This window comes from Vibrio sp. 1-1(7) (assembly GCF_013048485.1).
GTDB lineage: Bacteria > Pseudomonadota > Gammaproteobacteria > Enterobacterales > Vibrionaceae > Vibrio > Vibrio fujianensis.
Genome location: NZ_VHSP01000001.1, coordinates 401,000 through 424,980 on the forward strand (window position 1 = coordinate 401,000; position 23,981 = coordinate 424,980).

The window sequence follows — 23,981 nt, forward strand, 5'->3', positions numbered from 1 at the left end:
ACAAAGGAATATGACAGTATGAGGCGCAGCGCAAAACTGTACCAATATCGATTACCCATGGATAGCGGAGTGGTCCTCCGTAATGAAAAGCTAACAGAACGGGTTGGGTTTATCGTTGAGTTGCATGAAAATGGTCAAATCGGTCGGGGTGAAATTGCTCCTTTGGCTGGATTTAGTCTTGAGTCACTTGAAGAAGCTGGGGCGTTAGCGAAAGAGCAGCTAGCATTATGGGTCAACGGTCAATCGCTATGTTTGGATCGCCTTTTTCCATCGGTCGCGTTTGGCCTCTCTATGGCAGAGTTAGAACTCGCTGATGGTTTGCCGCAAGCTGGTCAGTACCAAGTTGCTCCGTTATGTACTGGCGATCCCGACGAGTTAATCCCACAGTTGAATGCAATGCCTGGGCAAAAGATAGCAAAAGTTAAAGTTGGGCTTTACGAACCGATTCGCGATGGAATGTTAGTGAATCTATTTTTAGAGTCGATGCCTGAACTTTATTTACGATTGGACGCAAACCGTGCTTGGAGTAAAGAAAAAGCGACCAAGTTTGCGCATTATATTACTCCCTCGTTAAGAGGGCGGATTGCCTTTATAGAAGAGCCCTGCCAAATACCAAGTGATAGCCTTTCTTTTGCTATTGATACGGGAATTGCCATTGCGTGGGATGAAACCTTGCAACACGCAATACGCCGTGATGATTTTCAACTTGAGGATTTAACCGGGGTAAAAACGATCGTCATTAAACCCACATTAATTGGCTCAGTTGAGTGCTGTATCGGCCTGATTAACAAAGCGCAGGCTTTAGGTATTCAAGTGGTGATTAGCTCAAGTATTGAATCAAGCTTAGGGTTGACCCAATTAGCCCGTTTTGCTCACGCTCACTTACCGAATGAGATTCCCGGATTAGACACCATCGGCCTTTTTAGCGCTCAGTTAGAGGTTGCTTGGCCGGGATGTGATTTACCGGTAATGCCATTAGATCAGCAAACGTTGGTTTGGCAGTCGGCATGACACCTTGGCAACGACATGATCCACAACGAGTCGCGTTATTGTCGGGGCATCAGCAACTTACTTGGCTACAATTGACTCGAGTGATCAATCAATATGCTCGTTTTTTGCAACAGGCAGGCATGACCCAAGGTGACGTGTTGACCTTGGTTGGGAAAAACCATCCAGAGACAGTATTTTTGTTACTCGCTGCAATGCAAAAGGGAATACTTTGTGCGTTGACCATGCCTCAGCCTATCACCTCATTATGTAATAAACTGGCAACACTGTATGGCGCAGGTCAACCGTGGTTGTGGCTCGCGCCCTCGGCTGGGGTCGCTGAGTCAACCTTATTACAGCAGTGGCCGAAAATAAAACGGTTAAGAATAAACTCAGAGGTCGAGTTTAGCGCGCCATGCCAGCGGTCGTGCTATCAGGTTGAACAATTAGCGACACTACTTTTTACCTCTGGTTCAACTGGTGAACCTAAAGCCGTCGCCCATACACACCAGCAACATTTTGCATCTGCTGAAGGATTGCTGCGAGAGTTTTCATTTACTCAGCAAGATACTTGGCTATTGAGCCTGCCTTTGTATCATGTTTCGGGATTAGCCATTATTTACCGTTGGTTATACTCTGGCGCGTGTTTAAAAATAGGTAGTGGCGATTTAGCGCGGGATATACAAGGAGTAAGCCATGCCTCACTAGTGGCCACTCAACTGAAACGCCTGCTCGACAATGAACAGCCATTGACACTCACCCGAGTTTTGTTGGGAGGAAGTCACATTCCGCCGTTATTAGCTGACCAAGCCGCAGAGCGGGGCATAGATACTTGGTTGGGCTATGGGATGACAGAAGGGGCGTCGACGATCACGGCAAAACGAGTTGACAACCACCCTAGTGCTGGCCATGTGTTAGCAGGGCGAACCATCAAGCTGCACGATAAGCGTATTTACATCGGAGGAGATACCTTAGCGAGTGGTTACTATTATCACGGTCAGTTAACACCATTAAAAGATGCTCAGGGTTGGTTTGATAGTAAAGATTTAGGCTACTGGCAAGAGAATGAATTGGTGATCATCGGCCGAGCAGATAACCAGTTTATCTCGGGAGGCGAAAATATCCATTGCGAAGAAATTGAGGCGATACTTAATCGCCATCCAGCGATTCAACAAGCAATTATTGTCCCAGTTGCCGATGAGATCTTTGGTGCGCGTCCACTGGCGATGATACAAAGTACATTGCCTTTTTCAGTGGCGCAAGGGAATGAATGGTGTGCAACTCGGCTAGAAAAGTTTAAATGGCCCATTGACTATTTACCAATGCCTGAATCACTAATGCATCAAGGTATTAAAGTTTCTCGTCAGGCGCTGAAAGATTGGCTGACCGAGCATTATCTGCAATACCGCACACTGTAGTCAGTGAGATGGTAAATCAGCTGTTTGGCTGTCGCGACAGCCAAACAGGTTAACCGCTCTTATTGCCTGTCACCACGTAATTGGGCCACACGTTGTTGCATCAATTCGGTTGATGCGTCACTGCTGGGAACCGGTTCTCCTACTTCAATTTCAATTTTTGACCATAATTTACGCGGAAAACCAACACAAGCTCGACCTTGGTAGCGGCTGAAGAAGCTGCCCCACAAGCCTTTAATCGCGATTGGAATAACCGGTACGGGGCTGCGTTTTAAAATTACGTCCATCCCACGCATAAATGGATTCATCTCACCATCAGACGTTAAGCGACCTTCAGGAAAAATACAAACCAAGTGTCCTTCTTGTAGCGCTTGTTCAACATGAGCGAAAGCGCGACGAATAGAGCTGCGTTTATTGGCACAAATAGGGATCACGCCAGCGCGACGTAAAAAGCGTCTTAAAATCGGAAGATTAGCGTAATCCTCTTCCATCACAAAGCGAATCAATCTCGGGCAAACGGCACTCAGCAATAAGGCATCCATATAGCTGACGTGGTTACAAACAATCAGTGCACCTCCCTGTTCTGGAAGGTGGTGTAAATGCTTATGTCTTACGCGGTAAATAGTATGAGTCAGCGCCCATACCAATAAACGAACCACAAAAATAGGCACCTGTAAGAACAGATAAATGGCGACTAAAAAATTGAGTACCGCCAGTAAAAGAAATAGTTGCTGAATGCTGAGTGATAGAAGTGTTAAACAAAGAATACCGAGTAGAGCACTCCCCACCATAAACAGTGCATTGTAAATATTGAGTGCTGCAATCACTTGCGCTCGTTCGGTCGTTTTGGCTCGTTGCTGCATTAAGGCGTAGAGTGGGACGATAAAAATCCCTCCTGATACTCCGAGTAATAACAGATAACTAAACAGGGGCCAGAGTGCGGCATAGCCAATAAAATCGTCAAAGTGAACAAATGCAGGTAAAGTGGCAGGAATACTGCTTGCCATTAAGTATCCGAAAAGGCTAATACCAAAACTGCCTAACGGCACAAGGCCAATCTCAATGCGATGATTTGAAAGTTTATCACAGGCCAATGAACCGATGGCGATCCCGATAGAAAATAGCGCCAGTAGAAATGAGACGGCGCTTTCACCACCATTGAGAAAAAGCTTGGTAAAGTTAGGAAATTGGGTGAGATAAGTCGCGCCTAAAAACCAAAACCAGCTGATCGCCATCATTGCTTGAAAAATGGTGCGATCACTTTTAGCAATTGCAAGTGTTTTGCGTGTTTGTTGTATCGGTTGCCATTGAAAAATCAGGTGAGGATTACTAGCCGGAGCTGAAGGGATAAACCAGCTAGAAATGTAGCCCAATACCGCAAATAGCACAACAGATCCCGCAGCAATCATCAGTGCATGATCCGCAGAAGCAATCACTCCAGCACCAAGCGTACCCAATAAAATCGCTAAAAAAGTACCGGTTTCAACCAAGGCATTGCCAGCGACTAGTTCGTGGGTTTTGAGTTGTTGAGGTAACAGGGCATACTTCACTGGGCCAAAAAATGCTGATTGCGTTCCCATCAGAAATAACATGATCAGTAGTAAGAGATAGTTTTCAGTGATAAAACCGACCGCACCGATACACATAATTACGATTTCAAACAGTTTCACACGGCGAATGAACTCTGATTTTTCATATTTATCAGCTAACACACCCGCTGAGGCAGAAAAGAGGAAAAAAGGAAGAATAAATAACCCGGCAGCGAGGTTGATAAAAAGATGGCTGGAAATCGTAAGAGTATCAGCACTGGCAAATGCAACAAGCAGTAACAAAACGTTTTTAAAAATATTATCGTTGAAAGCCCCAAAAAACTGAGTGATGAAGTAGGGAAGGAAGCGCTGCTGAGTCAACAACGATGACTGAGAATGCGGCATTAGTGTTCCTTAACCTTACCAATTAGACAAATATTGAGTGAGAAGATCGTCGATCAACGCTTTACCATCAACCGGCTGTTTAGCAAAGAATTTATCATCGACACTCAGTAAGGTTATCCCATGAACGCCAGCCCATAATACACGGCTTGTGCGTAATATTTCGTTCTGCGTTTTATGCGGTGCGATGATCTGCAATAGCCCTTCTAGCATACTGGTCATCTGTTCAATTCGTTCAGCTTGCCATTCTGGTAACACCTCACCATTCATATTGTGTTCAAAAATCAATTGCCAGCGATAAGGATTTTTGTGTGCAAAATCATGATAACAAATGGCTAATAGGTACAGCGCTTTTTTCGGATCCTGACATTGACTGACCACTAATTTAGCTTCATAAGCCAATTCATCGAGTGTTTGTGCCACAACATGTAGCAAGAGTAAATTATAGTTACCAAAAACATTAACCAGCGTACTTGGGACATACCCGATCATGGCGGCTATTTTGCGTAAGCTCATTTCATGGTAGGAATGCTTACTCAAAAACTCTTTGGCTGCTTTCAGGGTTAAAGAGACCAGCTCTTCTCGAGTATGATCGTTTCGTCGGGCCATAATAGACTACTAAATTCGCAGAATAAAAAAATGAACAATGTTCGATATTCTAAACAGCCCCTTATAGGGCGTCAACTGAATCGCGCTGCAATATTCTGATACATGTCAATAAAGTCAAATAGTTTGCTTGGTTTAGTGAACCAGATATGATGATAGTGTGTAACACAGCTTTCTAGTGCTTAAGGATAAATATGAAACGTCTGTTCTCTTTTATGGCTTTACTGATGGTATCTGTGATGGTCGTACCGCACGCTGACGCAAAAAAGTTTGGTGGTGGTAAATCATTTGGTAAAAGCTTTAAAACTGCCCCAGCGCAGAAACAACAAAATACCAATACATTAAAACAGCAAGACACCGCAAAAACGACCGCAGCAACGTCGAATAAGAAAGGTTTAATGGGCGGAATGCTGGGTGGTTTATTGGCAGGAGGATTACTGGCTGCTTTCTTTGGCGGAGCCTTTGAAGGAATCCAGTTTATGGATATTTTGATCATTGGCTTAATTGCTTTTGTGATCTTTAAACTGATGCGGGGGTTACTCGGTGCCAAACAAACATCGATCAATCAACATCAGCAGCCAGCGTATAGTAGTGTCAATCAGCCTAATGTACACAACTTTGAACAGACAAATCCTACTGGTAGTTTTGGTGGGCAAAGGCATAGCGACGTCCCTCATAACTATCCACCTGGATTTGATAAGGTTGCATTTATTAATGGTGCTCGCGAGCATTACCGAATCTTACAAGGGGCTTGGAATCATAATCAGCTTGAAACCATAGAAGAATATGTTTCAGCTAGCTTATTTGAAGATTTAAAAGCAGAGCGTGCCAAGCTAGATCACGAACCACAAACCGATGTCATGTATGTTGATGCGGAAATTGTCCGTGCCGATTATGATGTGAACAAAGCTCAATTAAGCTTACAGTTTAGTGGACGATATCGTGACGCTGGCGAGCAGATTGAAGAAGATATCCAAGATATTTGGCATTTAGAACGTGATCTTAGCGTACCCAATGCGCCGTGGTTGATTGTTGGTATTCAAGGTTAATTAACCTTTTCCCCGATCATATTGATTAACGCCCAAGCTTGTCTTGGGCGTTATGCTATTTGGAGCTCAGTTTTATTTCGGTCATCTTTGACTGAGGGGACACTCACTTGCCGTCTACCTGCAATTCCAAGTTGTTTGGGTATCGTTTGTTTTTATTGTGTCCAACCAGTTGATCATCTATTCAAAACATCAATAAAGAATAATAATTGTTATCATTTGTATTTGATGATAGTCTTCGCCGTAAATTTTTAGACTGATGCCATTTTTTCCCACAGACGATGTACGCATTTGTCGGAAAATGACGGTAATTAACTATCTCCTGGTTACTTGAAGCTGCAGCGGTATTGGCAACGTTCGTTTGTCCTCATCACATCGTGTATTTATGCTCATGTGTGAAAATCATTCTTGGCCTTCATCCAAGACCAGCCTTTGGCTGTGCACGTTTGTCATTCACTTACCGCTTATTTGCAACGCCAAGTTATTTGGGGATGAGAGTAATGTCGGAGAGGTCAGGTTGGTATTGATAACAAAGAAGCAAATACGGAATCGAGTACGATTGTGTTGGGTTATGGGTTGTGTGGCTGCGTCAGGGAACGCGGTTGCTGAAAAAATAGATAAGATTTTGCAACAAGATTCAGAGGGATTAATCGCTAGCCAACAGGCACAAATCAAGGTGGAAGGTCTTGATGACAAACATCTTGAGGTTATCGAACAATATCGCCAAGTGATCCGTGCACAACAGTTGGCCGATAAGTATCACCAGTTGTTAGTAAAACAAGTCGCTCAACTTGAAAATGCCTTAGTGGCGATGGACGAAAGCCAAGCTCAACTTCGTTTAACTCGTATGATGTTAGGCCCATTATTGGAAGACATGGTTGTCTCTTTGGCGCAATTTGTCGCAGCAGATGCGCCTTTTTTATTGGCAGAGCGCCAGGCAAGAATTGAAAATTTACGCCGCCAGTTGTTTGATGCAAGTTTATCTGAAGGTGAAAAAACTCTCTCTGTACTTGATGCCTATCAGGTCGAACTCAGCTACGGCTATACCACGGAAAGTTGGCAAGGGAAACTGGATGGTAATTTGGTTAACTTTGTTCGAGTCGGGCGGTTAGGTTTTTATTACTTTACGCCGGATGAAGCCAAAGCGGGTGTATGGGATCAAGGTTGGCAACCCTTATCAGCAGAGTGGATCCGCTCCATAAAACACGCAGCGCAGGTCGCACAGGGCCAGCAGTTACCTACACTTCTCACTCTTCCAGCAGTGAAAATCGAGACCATGTAATGAAATCAGTATGGCTAATGTTAGCGCTGGCGATTGGCTGGCAAGCGAGTGTGCTCGCCTCTGAATTGGATCGAGTACTAGAACAAGTAAAGCAAGGTTCATTGATTGAAAAACAGCAAGCTGATCAACGGGTTAAACAGGCAATTGGAGAGTTAAGAGATGCACGCCACATGCTGGCTCGTGCTCAAGACAAACTAAAACAGACCAATGCAAATAATATAGCACTGGAAGATCGTATTTTGCAGCTACAAGCGTCTTTGAAACAGAGAAGAGCACAATATCAAACACAACGTGAATCGATGAATAGTGTCTTTAAGCACGTGGTCGAACATGGCGATTTAATGATGCAGCGTGTTTCACCTCATGGGTTGTGGCTCTTTGACCAATCTGGGTTTATGGCTAAAAAAGAACAGTCTGTTGATCTGGCGCATATTAAGCGGTTGTGGGTGGCGTTGCTGGAACAGTCAGTTTTTACCAGTAAGGTGCTGCGCAGTAAGCAATCCATTGTGCTGGCAAATGGTGAGCAGCAGTTGGCTCAGGTGACTCAGTTTGGCCCATTTAATGCGTATGTGATGAAGGATCGCCCACGCTGGCTACGCTATTTGCCAAGTGAAAAAACTTGGATGGAGATGGCACCTCAACCCACCGTAGGGATGGATCAACAACAGATGCTTATTGACCCAAGTTTTGGAGCACTGCTTGATAAGCAAGCGAATGCACCGACTTGGTTAGAGCGTATCAAACCAGCCGGTGTGGTTGGGGTTATGATCGTATTGATCGGCATGATTGGTGTTGCAATTGCAGTGGTTCGTGGTTTGGCATTGAGAAAAGCGAAGCGTGAGATTGATACACAAATATTGGCGCATCAAGCCAATGCGGGGAATGCTTTAGGGCGAGTGATACTGGCGAGCGAAAAATGTCAGGGTGCACAGCTTGAAGCGGTGATTGATGAAGCGGTACTCAAGGAAGTACCCAGTTTTAAAATCGGTGTAGGCAGCCTTGCTGTCTTTGCGAGTATTCCGCCGCTGCTTGGTCTGTTGGGGACGGTTGGGGGGATGATCGAAACATTTCGCATGATTACTGAGCATGGCAGTGCTGATAGCCAACTGTTGTCTGGCGGTATATCACAAGCTTTATTAACCACAGAGATGGGCCTGATTGTCGCGGTGCCACTGCTTCTGCTGCATTGCGGGTTAAAAGCTCAAAGTACTCAATTGATTGAGGTGCTGGAACAGCAGAGCGCGGGGTTGATAGTGATCCGTCAGCAAGCTGACGTTCAGGGGGGTAAATGCTGAATTTTATTTATACTGCTGGCCCTTTAGTTTGGGGGATTATGACCTTATCGATAGTGATGTGGTGGTTGATAGCACAAGCTTATCGTCATCAAAGTCGTTGTCGCGCTCGCTTTGTGCCTGAGATAACGAGGCAATATAATTTGCAAATTGGGTTATCGAATCATCGGTATCAATCGGTTTGTCGTGCTTGGTTAAATCAAGCAGAGCAACAGTTAAATCAAGGGATTCCTTGGATATCAATTTTAGTTAAGGTGTTACCTCTGTTGGGTTTACTTGGCACGGTCGACGGGATGATTGAGAGTTTTCAGCAGCTTAATCAACTGGATATACAACGTCAGTTATCTGGTGGGATTTCACAAGCATTACTTACCACGCTATCGGGTTTAGTCACCTCGCTGTCGGGGGTCTATTTTGTTCATCACTTAAACCAGCGTAAGCGCCGTTACTTAGCGAGTTTGCGTCGTCAACTCGAGGTGCAAAATGCGTTTTCGTCATAGTGAAGAGTCAAGCGAGCAAGCCAATGTAGATATGACTCCTTTGATCGATGTGGTATTTATCTTGCTGATTTTCTTTATTTTATCAGCATCATTCCAGCAGCAGAATCAGATCAAGGTTGAGCGTCCCAATAGTCAGATTACAGATAGCCTTTCTAGTGTTTCTGTCACCGTGTCGGTCGATGAACAGGGGCAAATCTGGTTAGATAATCAAGCGGTCGAGGTCGCGATGTTAACAAGCCGTATTAAACAAAAAGTCACCCAAGCAAATAATGTGTCTGTTGTGATCGATGTCGATAAATCAGTTAATAGTGGGCGTCTTATCCAAGTTATTGATAAAGTTAGAATTGCAGGGGTGAACAATGTCGCTGTGGCTACAGAATCCTAACCATTGCCAATGGCTACCCTATCGCTGGTTGCAACAACCGTGGTTCATCGCTCTATTGATCAATTTTGCGCTAGTTTGGCTTATGTATTGGCTAACACTTGGCAATCAAAAGGTTGATCGCGTTCACTCGATTCATTTGTCAACGGTTTTTCATACCAGGCCGTTTGAGCATATGGAACCAGAGCAAGATCAATCGGTTGACGTTAGCCAAGCACCACAAAGTGCCTCGATGCCACCGCCACCAACCATATTGAATTTATCAACCTTAGCATTTGATTCTTCAGTATCTTTACCCAATATGAAGGTGCCAATAGAAACCAATAAGCCTGATTTACAAATCGTCAATCTGACTTTTAGTCCGCAAGGGAATGGGGTTGGCAGTATGATCAGCAGCGCGATGGCACAGGCTAAACCTGTCATTCAGATCCCACCTCGTTATCCGACGAAAGCTAAACGGGATGGGATCGAAGGCTTTGTCACACTTGATCTTTATCTTGATCAAGAGGGGCGAGCACAAGAGATTAAAGTTGTAGCAGAAGAGCCGCCTGGGGTATTTGCTCGCTCAGCGAAACGAGCGGTCATTCGTTGGCGATTTGTGGCACCCGAAGAAAAACAATGGCAAAGGATCACGATACGCTATGAACTGGAAACATAGTTTACTCGCCTTGGGGTTGGCTGTTTCTCTGCCTTGTGTCAGTTCTGAGGTTGACGATTATCAAACTTACCAACGATTGCAAATGCAGCTGCAAAAAGATCCCTTGACGACATTGAGTGCGATCGAGCGATTTGTGCAACAAGTACAATCTTCAGATCAGCAATCTCAGCAGATGGCTGCTCACTTGCAACTCCAAGCATGCGTTGCACTCAACCGATACGATTGTGCAACTGTTGCGGTAGAGTCTTTATTAAGGCTTAATCAAGATAAGGCACGTAAACCTGAACTGCTGAACTTGTCAGCCCAATTGCATTATCAAACTCAGAGCTATAACACCGTTATTGAGCGGGTTGATAACTGGTTTGTTGCAATGCAAGCGATAGAAGAGAATGCGTCGGCAATTCAGTCTGCTGAGCTGTACTCGTTAAAGGCATACAGTTTATTCCACCGACAAGCTTATCGTGATGCAGCCAAAGCAATGGAACGTGCTGTTGAGTATCAGAACACTGAGCAAAGAGAACGCTTTTTACTCGCCTTGTATCAGCAACAAGAGGATTGGCATAATGCTAATCGAGTACTGCGCTGGTTGGTTTCTCAGTATGCGGAAAACGCTGAATATTGGGAAAAATATGCTTACTCATTCTTAAAATTAGATCAGGAAAAGCAAGCGGTGAATGCATTAGGTAGTGCTTATAAAGCGAATCGTCTGCCACAGCAAAGTATGATGTTATATGCACAGTTATTGTTGCGTTTTCATGCGCCTGATCGCGCGATACAAGTACTAGAGCAACACCCTCAACTCAGTGATCATCCCCGTTATCAACCCTTGCTGACGCAAAGTTATTTATTAGCCCGTGATAAAGTTAAAGCAGCAGAATGGTTAGCAAAATCAGAGAAAAAAGATACTTATGCGCTACAGGGCCTATTAGCTTATCAGCAAGGTAACTGGCAGCAGGCTGCCGATTTGTTTAAACGACTAGAGGCAAGTCATGAAAATAATCATTACTGGTTGTTGCTCGCTGCCATTAGTGAGTTTGAATTAAAACGTTGGGATAGCGCGAGAGATTCTTTTCAGCGTCTAGCTGGTACCCGTTACCACGAACTGGCGACGCAATGGTTAAGCCAAATCGACTATTTAACCCGTGAGTAATTTAATCAGGCTCAACCGTAACCATAAAGCGCTCGCTAGTGATCCATTGGCCAGCGCTTTATGGTTACTTGAAGTGATAGTGAATGAGTTATTGTTTTTTCAAATGATAGAGTGTGGCTAAATCACCGGTGATTTTTTCGCCGTTGATATCCAATTTCATCAAAATATTCTCTCCTACGAAATATTGGTTAGCAGAGTCGGACCCATCTTCTAAGGTAATCACGCTACCATTTTTATCCCAGTGGAATTTCCCTGTGCTAGTCAAGGGTTTAGTTTCCTCATCCGTTTGATAAATTTCAGTTAGGGTGTAGGTTAGATCGTCATTTAGAGTCAAGGTATATTCTATTCCTGCGCAGTCGGCGCAAGGAAGGACACCTTGATAAGTGCCTTGCCAATCAAGGCTATTATAAGCGGTGTGCTCTGAGGTAAAGGTTTCATCGATTGCCGCCTCTGTTTGTGAGCCATTGTGTGAGGAGATCGCAGGCTCTGTTGTAGCCGCCGTTGGCTCGGTATTATCACAGCCAGCCAACATTAATGTCAGTGCACTCAGTGCGAAAAATGTTTTTTTCATCATGCCTTTCCTTTATCCATACTCAAGTGGTTGTTGATGGGGTTATTATTGCGGTCATTTATGTTGAGCGAGTCAAGGAGGCGTCATGTTTTTGATATAAAGCATCAGAGAGGTATGATACCTCTCTATGGTTTTAGGCTGGCTATAGCTTTAAAGTGGCTATAGCTTTAGACCGATTGTGACTTTAGTTTGGATAGTATAAAGCTAGTCGAGAATACCAGAAGATTGGAATGTTTCTAGCTTGGCCAGATAAGGAGAGAGGTCAGCAATATTGTTTTTTAACCACTCACGGTTGTAATACGTATCGAGATACCGATCGCCACTATCGCACAGTAACGTCACAATGGATCCACGTTCGCCTCGTTGCTTCATTTCGCTGGCCAATAATAATGCGCCGTATAAATTAGTGCCTGTTGAAGCACCAGCCTTTCTACCTAAGATGGTTTCTAGCCAATGAATGGTCGCAATACTCGCAGCATCTGGGATAACTCGCATTTCATCAATGACATTTGGAATAAAGCTGGGTTCAACTCGCGGCCGGCCAATTCCTTCAATTTTACTGCCGCATTCTAAGGTCAGCGCATGATTGCGGGTGTGATAATAGTCAAAAAAGACCGAGTTTTCTGGGTCTACCACGCATAGTTTAGTGTTGTATTGTTGATAACGAATGAATCGACCAATGGTAGCCGAGGTTCCTCCCGTTCCTGGGCTCATCACGATCCAAGTAGGAATCGGATATTCTTCTTTTTGCATTTGTTTAAAAATGCTATCGGCGATATTGCTGTTTCCGCGCCAGTCAGTGGCTCGCTCAGCATAAGTAAATTGGTCCATATAATGGCCATTTAATTCTTGAGCTAGTCGATGAGATTCCGCGTAAATCTGATCAGTTCGCTCAACTAAATGCGCTTTGCCACCATAAAATTCAATTTGTTCAATTTTTTTATGCGCAGTACATTTAGGCATGACGGCAATAAAAGGCAAACCAAGTAAGCGAGCAAAATAAGCTTCAGAAACGGCAGTACTTCCAGATGACGATTCAATAATTGGCGTATCAGGGCCAACCCAACCATTACAAATAGCGTAAAGAAACAGAGAGCGAGCTAAGCGATGTTTAAGTGACCCTGTTGGATGGGTACTTTCGTCTTTAAGATAAAGATCGACGCCAGAAATACAGGGAAGGTCGAGTTTGATTAAATGCGTATCAGCAGAGCGTTGAAAATCCGCTTCTATCTTACGAATCGCATTGTTAATCCATTGATGATCGGTACACATAGGGTTCTTCCTAATTATCTTGCACGTTAATTCACTCTCAACTGTCCATAAATGGATCAGAAAGTCATGAGAATATATAGGTAATTTAACCTCATGTTGTGGAGAAAAGGTTGGTTAATTTACCTGTGTTTTGCTACTTTTATAGAAATATTTTCTATCACTGGGGGTATGTCATTGGATAAAGTGGATAGGCAATTATTATCGATGTTGCAAAAAGATGGGACGTTATCACTCAATGAATTAGCCGAAGCGGTCAACTTGACCACAACGCCTTGTTGGAAGCGTTTAAAAAAACTAGAAGAATCGGGAATTATTAAGCAACGAGTGGCTTTACTTGATCCTGAACAACTAGGCTTGTCATTTATTGCCTTTGTGATGGTAAAAACCAATGATCATTCGCATGAGTGGTATCAAGGTTTTGCTGAAACCGTGTCTGAATATCCGGAGGTGATGGAGTTTTATCGCATGGCAGGGGAGTATGACTACATGATGAAGGTACTGGTCAAAGATATGAAGCACTTTGACCAGTTTTATAAAAAGCTCGTTAACCGAGTGGATGGATTAAATAATGTGACCTCGACCTTTGCGATGGAGTCTTTGAAATACACCACCGCTTTACCGCTGTAATATGCTATACCCAAACAACTTGGAGTTGCTGGTAGGCGGCAAGTGAGTGACAAATTTGTCTGGAACAAATTTGAACAGCCGTAGGCTGGCCTTTGGTGAGGGCCACGGATGGCTCTCATCATCCCCATGAGCATAGACAGGCTATGTGATTGGGGTGAAAGAATGTAGCCAACACCCCTGCAGCTTCAAGTAGGAAGGGTATATTACTTAAAGCGCATTACGCCCTCTTGGATAGCGGTGGCAACTAAATCACCTTTCTGATTATAGATTTCACCTCGGACTAAACCACGTGTACCACTGGCGGTAGGGCTTTCAATTGCGTATAGCAGCCATTCGTCCATCTTAAATGGTCGATGGAACCAAATAGAGTGATCGATAGTGGCAACTTGAAATTTCGGTGTCATTAATGACACTTCATGAGGATGTAACGCAGTGACTAAAAAACCCCAGTCGGAGGCATACCCGAGTAAATATTGATGGATCAATGGTTCATTGGGTACTTCGCCATTCGCACGGATCCATAAATACTGTTTTGGCTCGGCTTTGTGTGGTTTGAGTGGGTTGATGACCGTGACTGGGCGCATCTCAATCGGCTTTTCACCACAAAAAATATTACGAACAGATTCTGGCAATTGGTGGGCAATTTGCGCAGCCAATTCAGATTCTGAGGCAAAGTTTTCAGGCCCCGGAACATCAGGCATGATTTTTTGGTGTTCAAATCCAGTAGCGTTGATGTGGTAAGAAGCGGTGAGATAAAAGATAGGTCGACCATTTTGAATGGCTTTCACCCTTCGGGTACTAAAGCTTCTTCCATCACGCAGGTTTTCAACATCATAAATAATTGGTTTTTCAGGGTCGCCGGGATACAAAAAGTAGCTATGGAAGGAGTGAACGGTGCGATCAGAATCGACCGTGTAACGTGCAGCAGAGAGCGCTTGACCAATGACTTGCCCGCCATAGACCTGGGGTAAACCAAGGTTTTCGCTTTCTCCTCGGTATAAACCTTCTTCAAGCTTTTCAAGCTGTAGCAGGCGTAATAATTCGCTTAATGGTTGACTCATGACCCTCACCTAATGATGGTTGCTTGCAGACTAAAATTCGTTTACGACTTAAGTCGGAATCGCTATTTTGTGAAAGAGGTCAAATCGTTGTCAAGAGAGAATTGACGTTATAAAATATGTTGAAACGATACTTGTACAACAAGACGTCACAGCGCTGTAGTTTGCTCTCTTCTCTCTTGTGGCAATTGACTTAACATGTTTCTTACCTGACGGGCAAAGCCAGAGTAACCGATTAAACGGGCCATTTCATCATAGGTTACTAACCAACAAACGGAATTTGGTGCACTACGGCAAAGATTTGTTGTCAAAATTGGTCCATACTTAACAAGCCCTAGTTCAATGGTTACCATGGATAGGTATAAGGAGCGGGTATGGTATTGTCCATCTTTCAATTTATGATCACCATCGTATTGGCCATGGTTTGCGGACAAACCATTGGCTTGAGTTCCCATGAGCTGCCATTCATTGCTTTACTGATTCCGGTCTTGTGGGTGCTTCCTCGCAGTGGTTTGGCTGGTCTTGTGCTGCTGATCGGCATGGCAACGTATGGCATCACATTGGCGCATCAACCAGCAGCATTATCGGTCAGTATGTGGGTCGTGTTTCCCCTGATGATGGTTGCTTTTTCACGGGCAAGTAATATGGGCATTATGGCCGTCAGTGGGTTGATTTTACTGACCTTGCAAGTAGGGATAATGGTTACCCAGTCGGCAGAAAAATTAGATGGAACGCCCAGTATGACCTTTTTGCAGTTACTTTCCGTGATGGCTATTTGGTGGGCTGCCAATAGTTGGAAATTCTCTCCACATCGTCATTGGTGGGCGTTAATTTTGCTTGTTCCATTATGGATTGCGGAAGCAACGTTTGCTGTTTTGCTGGCTTTGTGCATAACAGGACTTCTCGCTATCATCAGTCAGTTAGTCAAAGCGTCATCATTTCAGTGGGCCAAATTACTCTGTTGGACGTTGCCATCAATTGCATTTATGGCTGTCGTTATTTCTCCGGCCATAGAGGTACCTAATTCTGTTTTTGTGGTTTGGCTATGCTTACTATCCACCGCTTGGATGACGGACTATCTATTAAAAAGTACCGAAGAACCAATATCTTGATCGAACCGCCGTATTCAAACGCTATATTTTAGGCGAATTGTTCAATTGCTGGTCAGTTAATTCATTGAGTATGCTTTTCTCAGGATTTAGGGTTGCAATAGTACTAGGGATGCCTGATAATTCACGCACTCTTTAGCCAACGCGTTAAAGTGAACTATGGAGGCTCTGGTCCTCCCGCAACACTAGTTCGTGAACTTGGTCAGGTCCGGAAGGAAGCAGCCACAGCGAATGACGTGTGTGCCGGGATGTGGCTGGGGCTTCCACCCTTCTTTTCATATTGTTGTAGATTTATAACAAAAATCATGCTGCTATCTTCGGCTAAACTAAGAAATCATCTCACTTATACCACATTCGTAAGTTTATCAACTTGAAGAACGACGCTATTATTCGTACTCACTTCATAGAATTCGATTTCTATTTTTACCTCCAATACAATCCGCACATTAAAGAGTTTATTTCTCAACCATTGAGCTAACTGCCGTGGCTAGCTGATTTCTGCCCCATTTCGTGACAGCACACACTTCAATTTGATTCTGTACAAACATGCATGCAATGCTTATATGCACAATCAAGTACTCGGGTGTGTTATGAAAACAAGTAAAATCTATGCAGAAAAAGCAGTGTCATCAAGCGAAGCTAGAAAGCATTTTAAAGATTGTTTATCAGGGGAGCCAGTCGTAGTTTTATCGAATAATGAGCCTGCTGGTTATATGATGAGCGCCGCTTTTTTTGAAGGACTGATAAAAGCTTTAGAAGGCAAGAATGCTGACTCTGTTTCATCATTTAGGCCAATGAGTGCTCGCTTAGAAGTCATTGCTGATCTGAATGCTCAAGCATTAACAGAGTTTAATGAGAGTATTTTGGGTGAGTTTCAAGAGTGAGTAAGTCATTAAATATTAGAATTTTTAAGCATAAGATCTTAGTTAATTCACTTACTGAAAGCGAGCTTCAATCTTTGACTAAAGACTTTAGACACTATAAGGAGACTGGTCAAAAACCAGATTTTTTTGGGCGAGATGAAGCTTATGATCATCCCAATACATTACCGATCTTGAAGTCAGAGGAAGTTAGGCACATTGACTTAGCTGCTAGTGATGCTCCGTTCTTAAGTTCTACCCAATTTTACCAAACGAGTGATAAACACTTAGTGTATTGCCAAGGCTGGAATGACCTTAGTTGTTTTCTGTTAATCGCCATTCTTGCACCTGACGCTCATGAGCAAGCCCGTAATCGAACTATCATGCATAACTTAGGTTTGATAGCTGAAAAATTTAGGCAGCAATTCTAAACCGTTTTGTCCAAGGTCGTTAAGGGGGATACAACACGAAAATGCCCCAAAGCAATTCACAGTAAATACTCATGCACTGTCTATTATTACTACTTTCTCCTACCAGAAGTAATACGAAGTCACCAATCTAGGGGTTATTAAAAGTTACTATGAGCAAGTGTGGGCTATTCGTTTGAGCTTGAAGTCCGAGTAGTTATAGGAATATTCAACGCCTGATGCCTTTTCTACAGTATAAAGATAGTTGTCTTGGAATCGATTCAAAGCACTTACGTTTTGCTTAGCCCCTTCTGAAGAAGTAAACATTCCGTTGATGTAGACAAGCTGGAGTTTATCGACATTATTTTCACACTGAGCGGCACTCGTACTAGCATAAAATAGTGACATCAAACCAAGAATAGTCGCGCGCTTTTTCATCTCACCGCCTCCTCTGCCATTGTCCCTACACACGGTTGCTCAATCGTTAAAATCGCATCAAGATCGTGTTCCATCTGTTCGAAAATACGTTCTTTACCGTTTCGGTAGGTTAACGCTCTGTACAAGGTATCGGCATGCAGCTCTAGTGGCGTAATTTCAATAACACCTGTTTTTAGCAACTTCTCCGCACACTCTTCCAAGACCAAAATTTCATTGTACTTTTTAGTCGCATCCTCAACTGACAACTGGATGGATTTATCAAACGCAATTTCATTGATATCGGTATATTCAAGACCTAGGCTAATGGCCAGTTGAACAATTTGGGGGTTTTGATACGCCTCTGTTACAGCCACTTCGTAACTATCACGAACTCCATTGTTATCTTTATCAACTCCCGCAATTGCCTCGGGAGATTTAGGGTCTAAATCTGGGTCTGGAGATGGTTCTAAGTCATCGAGTAAACGCCAAGTGCCAGACTTAGAAGGGTACTCTCCTTGAACCCACCACTTAGCTAGGTAAATATCTCCTTCAAAGTTCACGGCTGAACCTCCTGCATAAGGTGTTTCATGCTCATAGTTGTCAATCGTATCTGCATTGATGTGAATCCAGCCATCCCAAGAGATATCGTTTACTACTGGCTCAGTTCCTTGTGTCCAATAGGAAGATACAAATGACTCTCCAAGGTGAGTGACTAGATCTCCCGAATTGTAAATAGTATCTTTATTCCATGGCTCCATCGCATGTGCTACCAGTGGGATACTTAAACTAACCGCTATCGCAATAACGTGTTTTTTCATATTTCATCCTTAAATACTATTTCAGCGCCTTCTTTAGAGGATGAGTAGGAAACTTGATGTAACAAGAGACATACTCATCAAATAGATAAATTGAATCCCCGGAATTATTTAGCGTTACGCCAGACTGAATCGTTAAGATAAGGAAGTGTCTTTGCTTATCTGAACATCTATTGGGGTCGCTTATTAGTATTTTTATTAACAGTCGGATACACGAATCAATAGAAAGGTATATCTGAACACCAAAGAGTAATCTTTGGATGGGATTAACTTAGTCAGTAAAATTTCATCGACAAGGCTGAGTGAGCAAAAATATTCTTAAATGTGATCTAAATCTCTAAGTTGTGGGTAATCGTTCTAAAGCTGTTCAAGCCATTATCCATTTCATAAAGACGGGCCACTTTCTCCATTTATATATAAATATCAAAAAGTGGCTAAACCAAAGCTGCGCTTTGAAGAAGCTCGGTTTATTCATGAGCACAGCTCATGTTTGTTTTCTTTGAGTTTCTTACTTGCTTTAAGTTTTCATGCTCAAGAATTCTCAGCCTAGGTGACTAGGCTGCGTTTTTAGACAACACTCTGGGAAATCAAATCTTTCATTTCGTCTTTAGTAATGGTACCTGGCATCAAGGCGTTATAGCTAAGACTTCGCTTCTTGGAGAGAAGTCTATTGAGGTTAGCGTCAAACGATGCGTCCTTATATTTGGGATGAATGGCCATTGGTATGTACACATTAACATCCTTCTTTTGTCCTATACGGAATGCACGGTCTGTGCTTTGGTCTTCTACTGCTGGGTTCCACCACCGTGTAAGGTGGATGACGTGATTGGCCGCAGTTATAGTTAAACCAACACCTCCCGCTTTTGGTGACAGCAGCATGACATCAAAATCGCCCACAGCGCCGCTCTGGAAATCATCTACATATTGTTTTCGTGTATAACCATCGACCGAGCCATTGATTCTGTGCGGCCTAGAAGGGAGTTGATATCGGTGCTGTAGGTAACCTGAAAGATATTCTTGGACATCAATAGCTTCGCAGAACACTAAAGCCTTTTCTCCAGACTTATGTACATTGTCTAAGATTTCTATTAGTGCAGTAAGTCTTGCGGAACGTTTAACTACTCCGTCGGTTATACCGTTTCCGTCAAACTCTTCTGCGATAAGCGATGCTCTTCGGATTTTTTGTATCGTCTCTAGAACGCCACCAGCCATTCCTTTTCTCAATTGTGCATCTCGAACGATGTTTTCATACTCCGCTGCTTGTAGCTCAGGCATAGGTTTAGCCACTTGATGGATGAGTTTTTGAGGAAGTCCCTCAAGATGATCTTCTTTTAATCTCCTAAGCATCAGCGGGGGATTACTTTTTTCTACCAGAAGAGACTTAAGTCTTTGAGCTTCAGAAGGGTCACTTTCTGCTGGTTTAGCATATTCATTATGGAACTGGCTGAGTGAACCGAATAAACCAGGCTGAGCGGTGTCGACAATGCACCATAAATCTTTCAGCTCATTCTCTACGGGAGTGCCAGTGAGCATCAATGTGAAATCAGAAGACAATGATTTTGCCATTTCAGTCATACGAGAGACTGGGTTCTTAATCTTTTGGGCTTCATCAAAGATGGTGATTCCCCAGTCAATTGAGAGAAAGTATTTGATCTTGTCTCTAAGCGTTTCATAGGTAGTTAATACCCAGCCACTACCTGACAATAGTGAGTTGCGTTCCACTACACTGTAAGTCTTTATGTCCCTCATTTGAGCTCCAAACGCCTCAAATACATCACCCAGCCCTCCTTCCTCTATATGGAGACTAGCTTCGTCGCGCCAGTTTTTAAGCAATCCAGAAGGCGCTACGATGAGAAACGGTTTGGTAGGGTAGTGGTTATCATTCATGAGCTCCTTAACTGATGCCAGGAACGCTAATGCCTGCATGGTTTTGCCTAACCCCATATCATCAGCGAGCAAAGCACCTATCGAGCCTGATTCCCAATGGTCAGCTAACCATTCAACACCAAACTTTTGATGCTCATACAGTGATTTTGTTTTGAGTGCTTTTGGTAGTTTAGGCAGCTTCGGCCTAGCATTATGCTTTATGACCTCAAACTCTACTTCTTCAATATTGTCTTTCACGATTGGAGCCAGAACTTCAAGTGGGGCATCGGGAGGCCCTATATGCTCGTCAAAGGGCTTAAGTATTTTTATAAGTAGGTTTTTGGTTTCCAGTGATACGGGGACACGTTGTCCTTCAAATGATATTTCAGAGACTTCATTGTCTAGCGCGATGTTTATTTCACCTAGAAGGTGCTTCATTTCATCAACTGTAAAATTCACCAGAAGATCATCTACCGGAAAAAATAGTCTTTCATCGTCATCAGGTACCCAGTCTCCTTCCCGTTTTGCAACATATGCGCAAAGTTTGGGTGACCAGACACCAATTGTGTCGATTCGCTGGCTAATGAAGTCGGGGGTTTCCACAAAAATGGAATCAAGATCCTCAGGGTTATCTTCCAGATCTAAACGTTCATTAATGATCTTATGTGGATTTGAAACGAAAGCTAACCTCTCTTGACTATCTTTCGTCTGATAATCTTTTATTACGCTGAGGACTTTTTGCACTCTAAGGGGAAGAACAACATATACGCCATTGCCAATGGCATAATTCGACCTTGTTGTACTCCAGGCCTTAAAGTGATCCTCAAATTTCTTCTGCCTAGCTTTAGGTATCGCATATTCAACATCAGATTGCCCCTGAATATCCCAGTCTTTTGTAGGATTTGATTTGATTAATAATGGATTAAAAATCCCGTGCTCTTTGATATCTAAAGTAACCCTATCTGCGCGACATATGGTGATATTTTGCAGTTGACCATCCACAACAGAATCGTCAGGTAACAGCTCTTTTATTTCTCCCCATCGAACGAACCTTTCATCTTGGTCTAGTATGTTAGTGCTGTTAAATTGGTCAATCTTAGTGATGATGCTGTAGAGTGGATCAAGGATTAACTCAGTTTGTCCTCTATGCTTTAATTCTATTCCAGCGACCTTGGCTCCCATCATTGGCCTGCCTTCAGGAGCCATTAGTCGATATGACAATTGAAAATTTGGCTGGCTAATTAGCCCTTTAGCTACAATTTTAACTTTGGCGTGTGATACTGGAGGAAGGCACAGTTTTTGGATCTCTACTTCAGTAAGTGATGCAATGAATTGATCAGAGCAAGTTATCCCAGCGTCGCTTATAAGTGGAGTTGGTACATCTTCTATGCCACGAAACAAGGGATCCACGACAACATGCGTGTCACCCATTATTAAGCTGTATCTAGACCATTGGCTAGGAGGTAAAATCAAACCCTCATGACTAACCTGAAATAGAAAACCGTCGTCGTTTTTTTGCCATGTGAGTTGAGCGGTTCTAGACATGCATATACTCCTTGTTGGACACCGAAACTCCTGTTAAATCATTAATTAGTTGTGAAAGTTTATACTGCCACCTACCATTTTCACTACCAGTGTGAGGGCCAGTGTAGTCAGCCCAATTGACCAAAGATTCCCTGTGGTAACTCTTCAAATAAAGTTTGGGTCTTTTATTGCTGTTATCCCATAACCTGTAGCTACCTACATGGCTCCACTCTGTAATCATTACACCATTGATTACCATTATCAGTGCACTATGATGTGGCTGAGCTCCTGAAAGTGTTGCATAAGTATTACGACCACCTTGTAGAAAGCTGTTTGCTTCGGCATAAGCACGAGTTCCCAGTGCTACCCATGCTTCTTGAATATGTCCTTTCTTTAGATAAGCATTCCAAAATCGCTTCCTGTATCTCCAGTGCTTATCAGCAGTTGAGTCCGTCTTAGCGACATGGCTTAGTAAGTTGAAGAAATCATTCATGGTGTTCTCAACCATCCAGCCTTTTATCACATCAAGAGCCAATGAATGGACACCATGCCATTGCTCGGTTGATGTACGTGGATCGCCATATTGTTGGAGGAAGAAATCAGTGAGAAGTTTTTTTATCCTAGATGAAGCTTGGTGGCGAGAGTATGAAGTCAGTAACCCTTGTGCGAGTTGGACTCTTAGTAATGGATACTTGAATGAGTCATCTTTTTCTATGAAAAAATCTAAGCATGCAGAAATGAGCTCTATCTGAATTTCTTCGCTATACGTGCTTAAATCTACTTCTAGTCGCTTTAGGTAAAATAAAAGGGATTCGATTGCGAAACGACCATACTCTAGTCCCATAGAAAGCTTGTATTGGGTAAAAGTTGATTGGAACCCTTTGCTTAATAGCTGTTCACTGCACTTTTTGTGACTGTGCCTATCCAAAATACGGGAATTTAATATCCACTCTTTTATTGTGTTTAGTTTTGTATGTTTATTTGTCTCGACAAGTTCGTAAAGTCCTGAGCGTAAGGGCTCAAATTGTTCTGAATGTAAAGGATATTCTTGAAGAAATGCATGAATAAAAGGTCTAACAGCCTCTGGTTTCGATGATTCGCCGAGATGTGTAAACAGGATGGTTATATAGGTTTCATTTTCATAAAGTGGAGGGTTACCATCCACAGATAACATGAAAGCCCAAGGTAGCAAATTCATCTCTTTTCGGCTTAAATCAAGTGATAAGGATTGATGCTGAAATGACTTTAACAGTTTACGGTACACGGCTTGGATATCAGTGGCATTCGGGATAGGAACAGTTGTAAAGCCGTGACGTTCTCTAAGTTTCAGCGCCTCTTTCTTGAGGTGCGATAGAGAAATATCTGGAGCAGTTCTTGAACCGAGAGTTGTGAAGTCATTAAGGTAGTCTTTCAGAGACACTATCTAACTCCCTTTTCGATAAAAGCTTTTTGTGGGGCAGTTAGCGTAGGTGGCGTCATTATGAATCGCAAATCGATTCGACGATTCGCACCATCTGGTGTTGGTGTATCGTGGTCATGGCCCTCAACTGGACGTCCCTCGCCATACCCACTTACTGAGAAAACGGGTTGCCCCGAAGTATTTTGGAGGGTCTCTAGTACGCTTTTGGGTACAACTAGTCGATAAGCCGCGATGGCTCTGTTAGCAGAGAGCTCCCAATTGTCTTTCATTCGACTGGATCTCATTGGGACATTGTCAGTATGCCCTTCGATGAATATTGCGTCTACTTTACCTCTTGTCTCGTTGAGGTTTGGGCATGAGTAATCATTGGGAGGATTTGCAGCATAGCAAGGTATAACTTCATTCAGGACGCTCCCGATGACTTTTAAATTATTAGTATAATGTTCACTCAGGGTGTCTGCTGCGGTCTTGAATAGCACGGCTTTTTCAGTAAGCCTAAGCACGCCATGGTGAGTATCAATTTCTACTTCAATATTTTTTTTTGCAAGTTTGAGTCTCAGATTTTGTAGCAGTTCAGTTCTTACCTGTTCTGTGTTAGTTAATTTCCGAACAACTTCTTTACGTGCTTCAGTAACCTCGTTTTGCTTTTGTATAGCGTCTTGAAAGTTGATGATAAATGCGACGAGTGTAATGATGAATACGAGAAGCAATCCAGACATCATATCGGATACAGAAATCAGGTAACCAGCACCTTCATCTTCCAAGAGTTCATGGTGTTCGTTCATA

Annotated in this window: 24 protein-coding genes and 1 other RNA gene; 14 read left to right on the forward strand and 11 right to left on the reverse strand. The window is 43.2% G+C overall.

What is annotated here, in order from left to right:
* Positions 1-18 precede the first annotated feature (18 nt).
* Positions 19-1,011, forward strand: coding sequence for an o-succinylbenzoate synthase (gene menC, locus FKN05_RS01970; RefSeq protein WP_161427977.1), 993 nt, complete (start codon positions 19-21; stop codon positions 1,009-1,011).
* Positions 1,008-2,405 carry an o-succinylbenzoate--CoA ligase gene (menE, locus tag FKN05_RS01975; RefSeq protein ID WP_170886742.1) on the forward strand — a complete coding sequence of 466 codons (1,398 nt, stop codon included), beginning with the start codon at positions 1,008-1,010 and terminating at the stop codon, positions 2,403-2,405. The genes menC and menE overlap by 4 nt, the downstream gene beginning before the upstream one ends.
* 59 nt (positions 2,406-2,464) lie before the next feature.
* Here menE and FKN05_RS01980 read toward each other — a convergent pair whose 3' ends face one another.
* Positions 2,465-4,336, reverse strand: a complete 1,872-nt coding sequence (locus tag FKN05_RS01980; RefSeq protein ID WP_161427975.1) for an MFS transporter — start codon at positions 4,334-4,336, stop codon at positions 2,465-2,467.
* 15 nt (positions 4,337-4,351) lie between these two features.
* Entirely contained in the window at positions 4,352-4,942 is a 591-nt protein-coding gene (locus FKN05_RS01985; protein ID WP_099610189.1) for a TetR/AcrR family transcriptional regulator, read from the reverse strand.
* Positions 4,943-5,133: 191 nt separating this feature from the next.
* On the opposite strand from FKN05_RS01985, the gene FKN05_RS01990 reads away from it, so the two are divergent.
* The 7 genes from FKN05_RS01990 to FKN05_RS02020 all read left to right on the forward strand — a co-directional run bounded on the left by FKN05_RS01990 (position 5,134) and on the right by FKN05_RS02020 (position 11,249).
* Positions 5,134-5,988 (forward strand): Tim44 domain-containing protein, encoded by an 855-nt coding sequence (locus FKN05_RS01990; protein WP_170886744.1) that lies wholly within the window; start codon positions 5,134-5,136, stop codon positions 5,986-5,988.
* 577 nt (positions 5,989-6,565) lie between these two features.
* Positions 6,566-7,267: a DUF3450 family protein gene (locus FKN05_RS01995; RefSeq protein ID WP_161430494.1), complete on the forward strand. Its 702-nt coding sequence runs from the start codon at positions 6,566-6,568 to the stop codon at positions 7,265-7,267.
* A complete protein-coding gene (locus FKN05_RS02000; protein ID WP_170886746.1) occupies positions 7,267-8,562 on the forward strand; it encodes a MotA/TolQ/ExbB proton channel family protein in 1,296 nt (431 codons plus the stop codon). The genes FKN05_RS01995 and FKN05_RS02000 overlap by 1 nt, the downstream gene beginning before the upstream one ends.
* The gene (locus FKN05_RS02005) at positions 8,556-9,059 is read left to right on the forward strand and encodes a MotA/TolQ/ExbB proton channel family protein (RefSeq protein WP_099610193.1); all 504 of its coding nucleotides are present in this window, start codon (positions 8,556-8,558) and stop codon (positions 9,057-9,059) included. The genes FKN05_RS02000 and FKN05_RS02005 overlap by 7 nt, the downstream gene beginning before the upstream one ends.
* Positions 9,043-9,444 (forward strand): ExbD/TolR family protein, encoded by a 402-nt coding sequence (locus FKN05_RS02010; RefSeq protein WP_099610194.1) that lies wholly within the window; start codon positions 9,043-9,045, stop codon positions 9,442-9,444. The genes FKN05_RS02005 and FKN05_RS02010 overlap by 17 nt, the downstream gene beginning before the upstream one ends.
* Positions 9,419-10,099: an energy transducer TonB gene (locus FKN05_RS02015; protein WP_099610195.1), complete on the forward strand. Its 681-nt coding sequence runs from the start codon at positions 9,419-9,421 to the stop codon at positions 10,097-10,099. Before FKN05_RS02010 ends, FKN05_RS02015 begins: the two co-directional genes overlap by 26 nt.
* Positions 10,083-11,249, forward strand: a complete 1,167-nt coding sequence (locus tag FKN05_RS02020) for a tetratricopeptide repeat protein (protein ID WP_099610196.1) — start codon at positions 10,083-10,085, stop codon at positions 11,247-11,249. Before FKN05_RS02015 ends, FKN05_RS02020 begins: the two co-directional genes overlap by 17 nt.
* Before the next feature lie 88 nt (positions 11,250-11,337).
* On the opposite strand, the gene FKN05_RS02025 is transcribed toward FKN05_RS02020, so the two are convergent.
* Entirely contained in the window at positions 11,338-11,820 is a 483-nt protein-coding gene (locus tag FKN05_RS02025) for a copper resistance protein NlpE (protein ID WP_099610197.1), read from the reverse strand.
* 204 nt (positions 11,821-12,024) lie between these two features.
* Positions 12,025-13,092 carry a PLP-dependent cysteine synthase family protein gene (locus FKN05_RS02030; RefSeq protein WP_161427969.1) on the reverse strand — a complete coding sequence of 356 codons (1,068 nt, stop codon included), beginning with the start codon at positions 13,090-13,092 and terminating at the stop codon, positions 12,025-12,027.
* Positions 13,093-13,260: 168 nt separating this feature from the next.
* Between FKN05_RS02030 and FKN05_RS02035 the strand changes: the two genes are divergently transcribed.
* Positions 13,261-13,719 (forward strand): Lrp/AsnC family transcriptional regulator, encoded by a 459-nt coding sequence (locus tag FKN05_RS02035; protein ID WP_161427968.1) that lies wholly within the window; start codon positions 13,261-13,263, stop codon positions 13,717-13,719.
* A 203-nt stretch (positions 13,720-13,922) separates the two neighbouring features.
* On the opposite strand, the gene tesB is transcribed toward FKN05_RS02035, so the two are convergent.
* Together tesB and FKN05_RS02045 are read right to left on the reverse strand one after the other, a co-directional pair.
* Positions 13,923-14,780 carry an acyl-CoA thioesterase II gene (tesB, locus tag FKN05_RS02040; RefSeq protein ID WP_099612639.1) on the reverse strand — a complete coding sequence of 286 codons (858 nt, stop codon included), beginning with the start codon at positions 14,778-14,780 and terminating at the stop codon, positions 13,923-13,925.
* 146 nt (positions 14,781-14,926) lie between these two features.
* Positions 14,927-15,088, reverse strand: coding sequence for an MGMT family protein (locus FKN05_RS02045; RefSeq protein ID WP_170886748.1), 162 nt, complete (start codon positions 15,086-15,088; stop codon positions 14,927-14,929).
* Between the two features lie 63 nt (positions 15,089-15,151).
* Between FKN05_RS02045 and FKN05_RS02050 the strand changes: the two genes are divergently transcribed.
* The 4 genes from FKN05_RS02050 (at position 15,152) to FKN05_RS02065 (ending at position 17,177) form a co-directional block, all read left to right on the forward strand.
* Complete coding sequence (locus FKN05_RS02050) at positions 15,152-15,889, forward strand: VP0952 family biofilm-associated protein (RefSeq protein ID WP_170886749.1); 738 nt, start codon at positions 15,152-15,154, stop codon at positions 15,887-15,889.
* Between the two features lie 163 nt (positions 15,890-16,052).
* An RNA gene (gene ffs, locus FKN05_RS02055) (signal recognition particle sRNA small type) lies at positions 16,053-16,149 on the forward strand.
* Between the two features lie 327 nt (positions 16,150-16,476).
* Positions 16,477-16,770, forward strand: coding sequence for a type II toxin-antitoxin system Phd/YefM family antitoxin (locus FKN05_RS02060; protein ID WP_099612638.1), 294 nt, complete (start codon positions 16,477-16,479; stop codon positions 16,768-16,770).
* Complete coding sequence (locus FKN05_RS02065) at positions 16,767-17,177, forward strand: type II toxin-antitoxin system YafO family toxin (protein WP_212752216.1); 411 nt, start codon at positions 16,767-16,769, stop codon at positions 17,175-17,177. Before FKN05_RS02060 ends, FKN05_RS02065 begins: the two co-directional genes overlap by 4 nt.
* A gap of 147 nt (positions 17,178-17,324) precedes the next feature.
* On the opposite strand, the gene FKN05_RS02070 is transcribed toward FKN05_RS02065, so the two are convergent.
* The 5 genes from FKN05_RS02070 to FKN05_RS02090 all read right to left on the reverse strand — a co-directional run bounded on the left by FKN05_RS02070 (position 17,325) and on the right by FKN05_RS02090 (position 23,980).
* The gene (locus tag FKN05_RS02070) at positions 17,325-17,591 is read right to left on the reverse strand and encodes a hypothetical protein (RefSeq protein ID WP_170886751.1); all 267 of its coding nucleotides are present in this window, start codon (positions 17,589-17,591) and stop codon (positions 17,325-17,327) included.
* Entirely contained in the window at positions 17,588-18,388 is an 801-nt protein-coding gene (locus FKN05_RS02075; protein WP_170886753.1) for a hypothetical protein, read from the reverse strand. Before FKN05_RS02075 ends, FKN05_RS02070 begins: the two co-directional genes overlap by 4 nt.
* 564 nt (positions 18,389-18,952) lie before the next feature.
* Positions 18,953-21,796 carry a DEAD/DEAH box helicase gene (locus tag FKN05_RS02080; RefSeq protein ID WP_170886755.1) on the reverse strand — a complete coding sequence of 948 codons (2,844 nt, stop codon included), beginning with the start codon at positions 21,794-21,796 and terminating at the stop codon, positions 18,953-18,955.
* Positions 21,789-23,195, reverse strand: coding sequence for an EH signature domain-containing protein (locus FKN05_RS02085; protein WP_170886757.1), 1,407 nt, complete (start codon positions 23,193-23,195; stop codon positions 21,789-21,791). The genes FKN05_RS02080 and FKN05_RS02085 overlap by 8 nt, the downstream gene beginning before the upstream one ends.
* Positions 23,195-23,980 (reverse strand): OmpA/MotB family protein, encoded by a 786-nt coding sequence (locus tag FKN05_RS02090; RefSeq protein WP_170886759.1) that lies wholly within the window; start codon positions 23,978-23,980, stop codon positions 23,195-23,197. The genes FKN05_RS02085 and FKN05_RS02090 overlap by 1 nt, the downstream gene beginning before the upstream one ends.
* Between the last annotated feature and the right edge of the window lies 1 nt (position 23,981).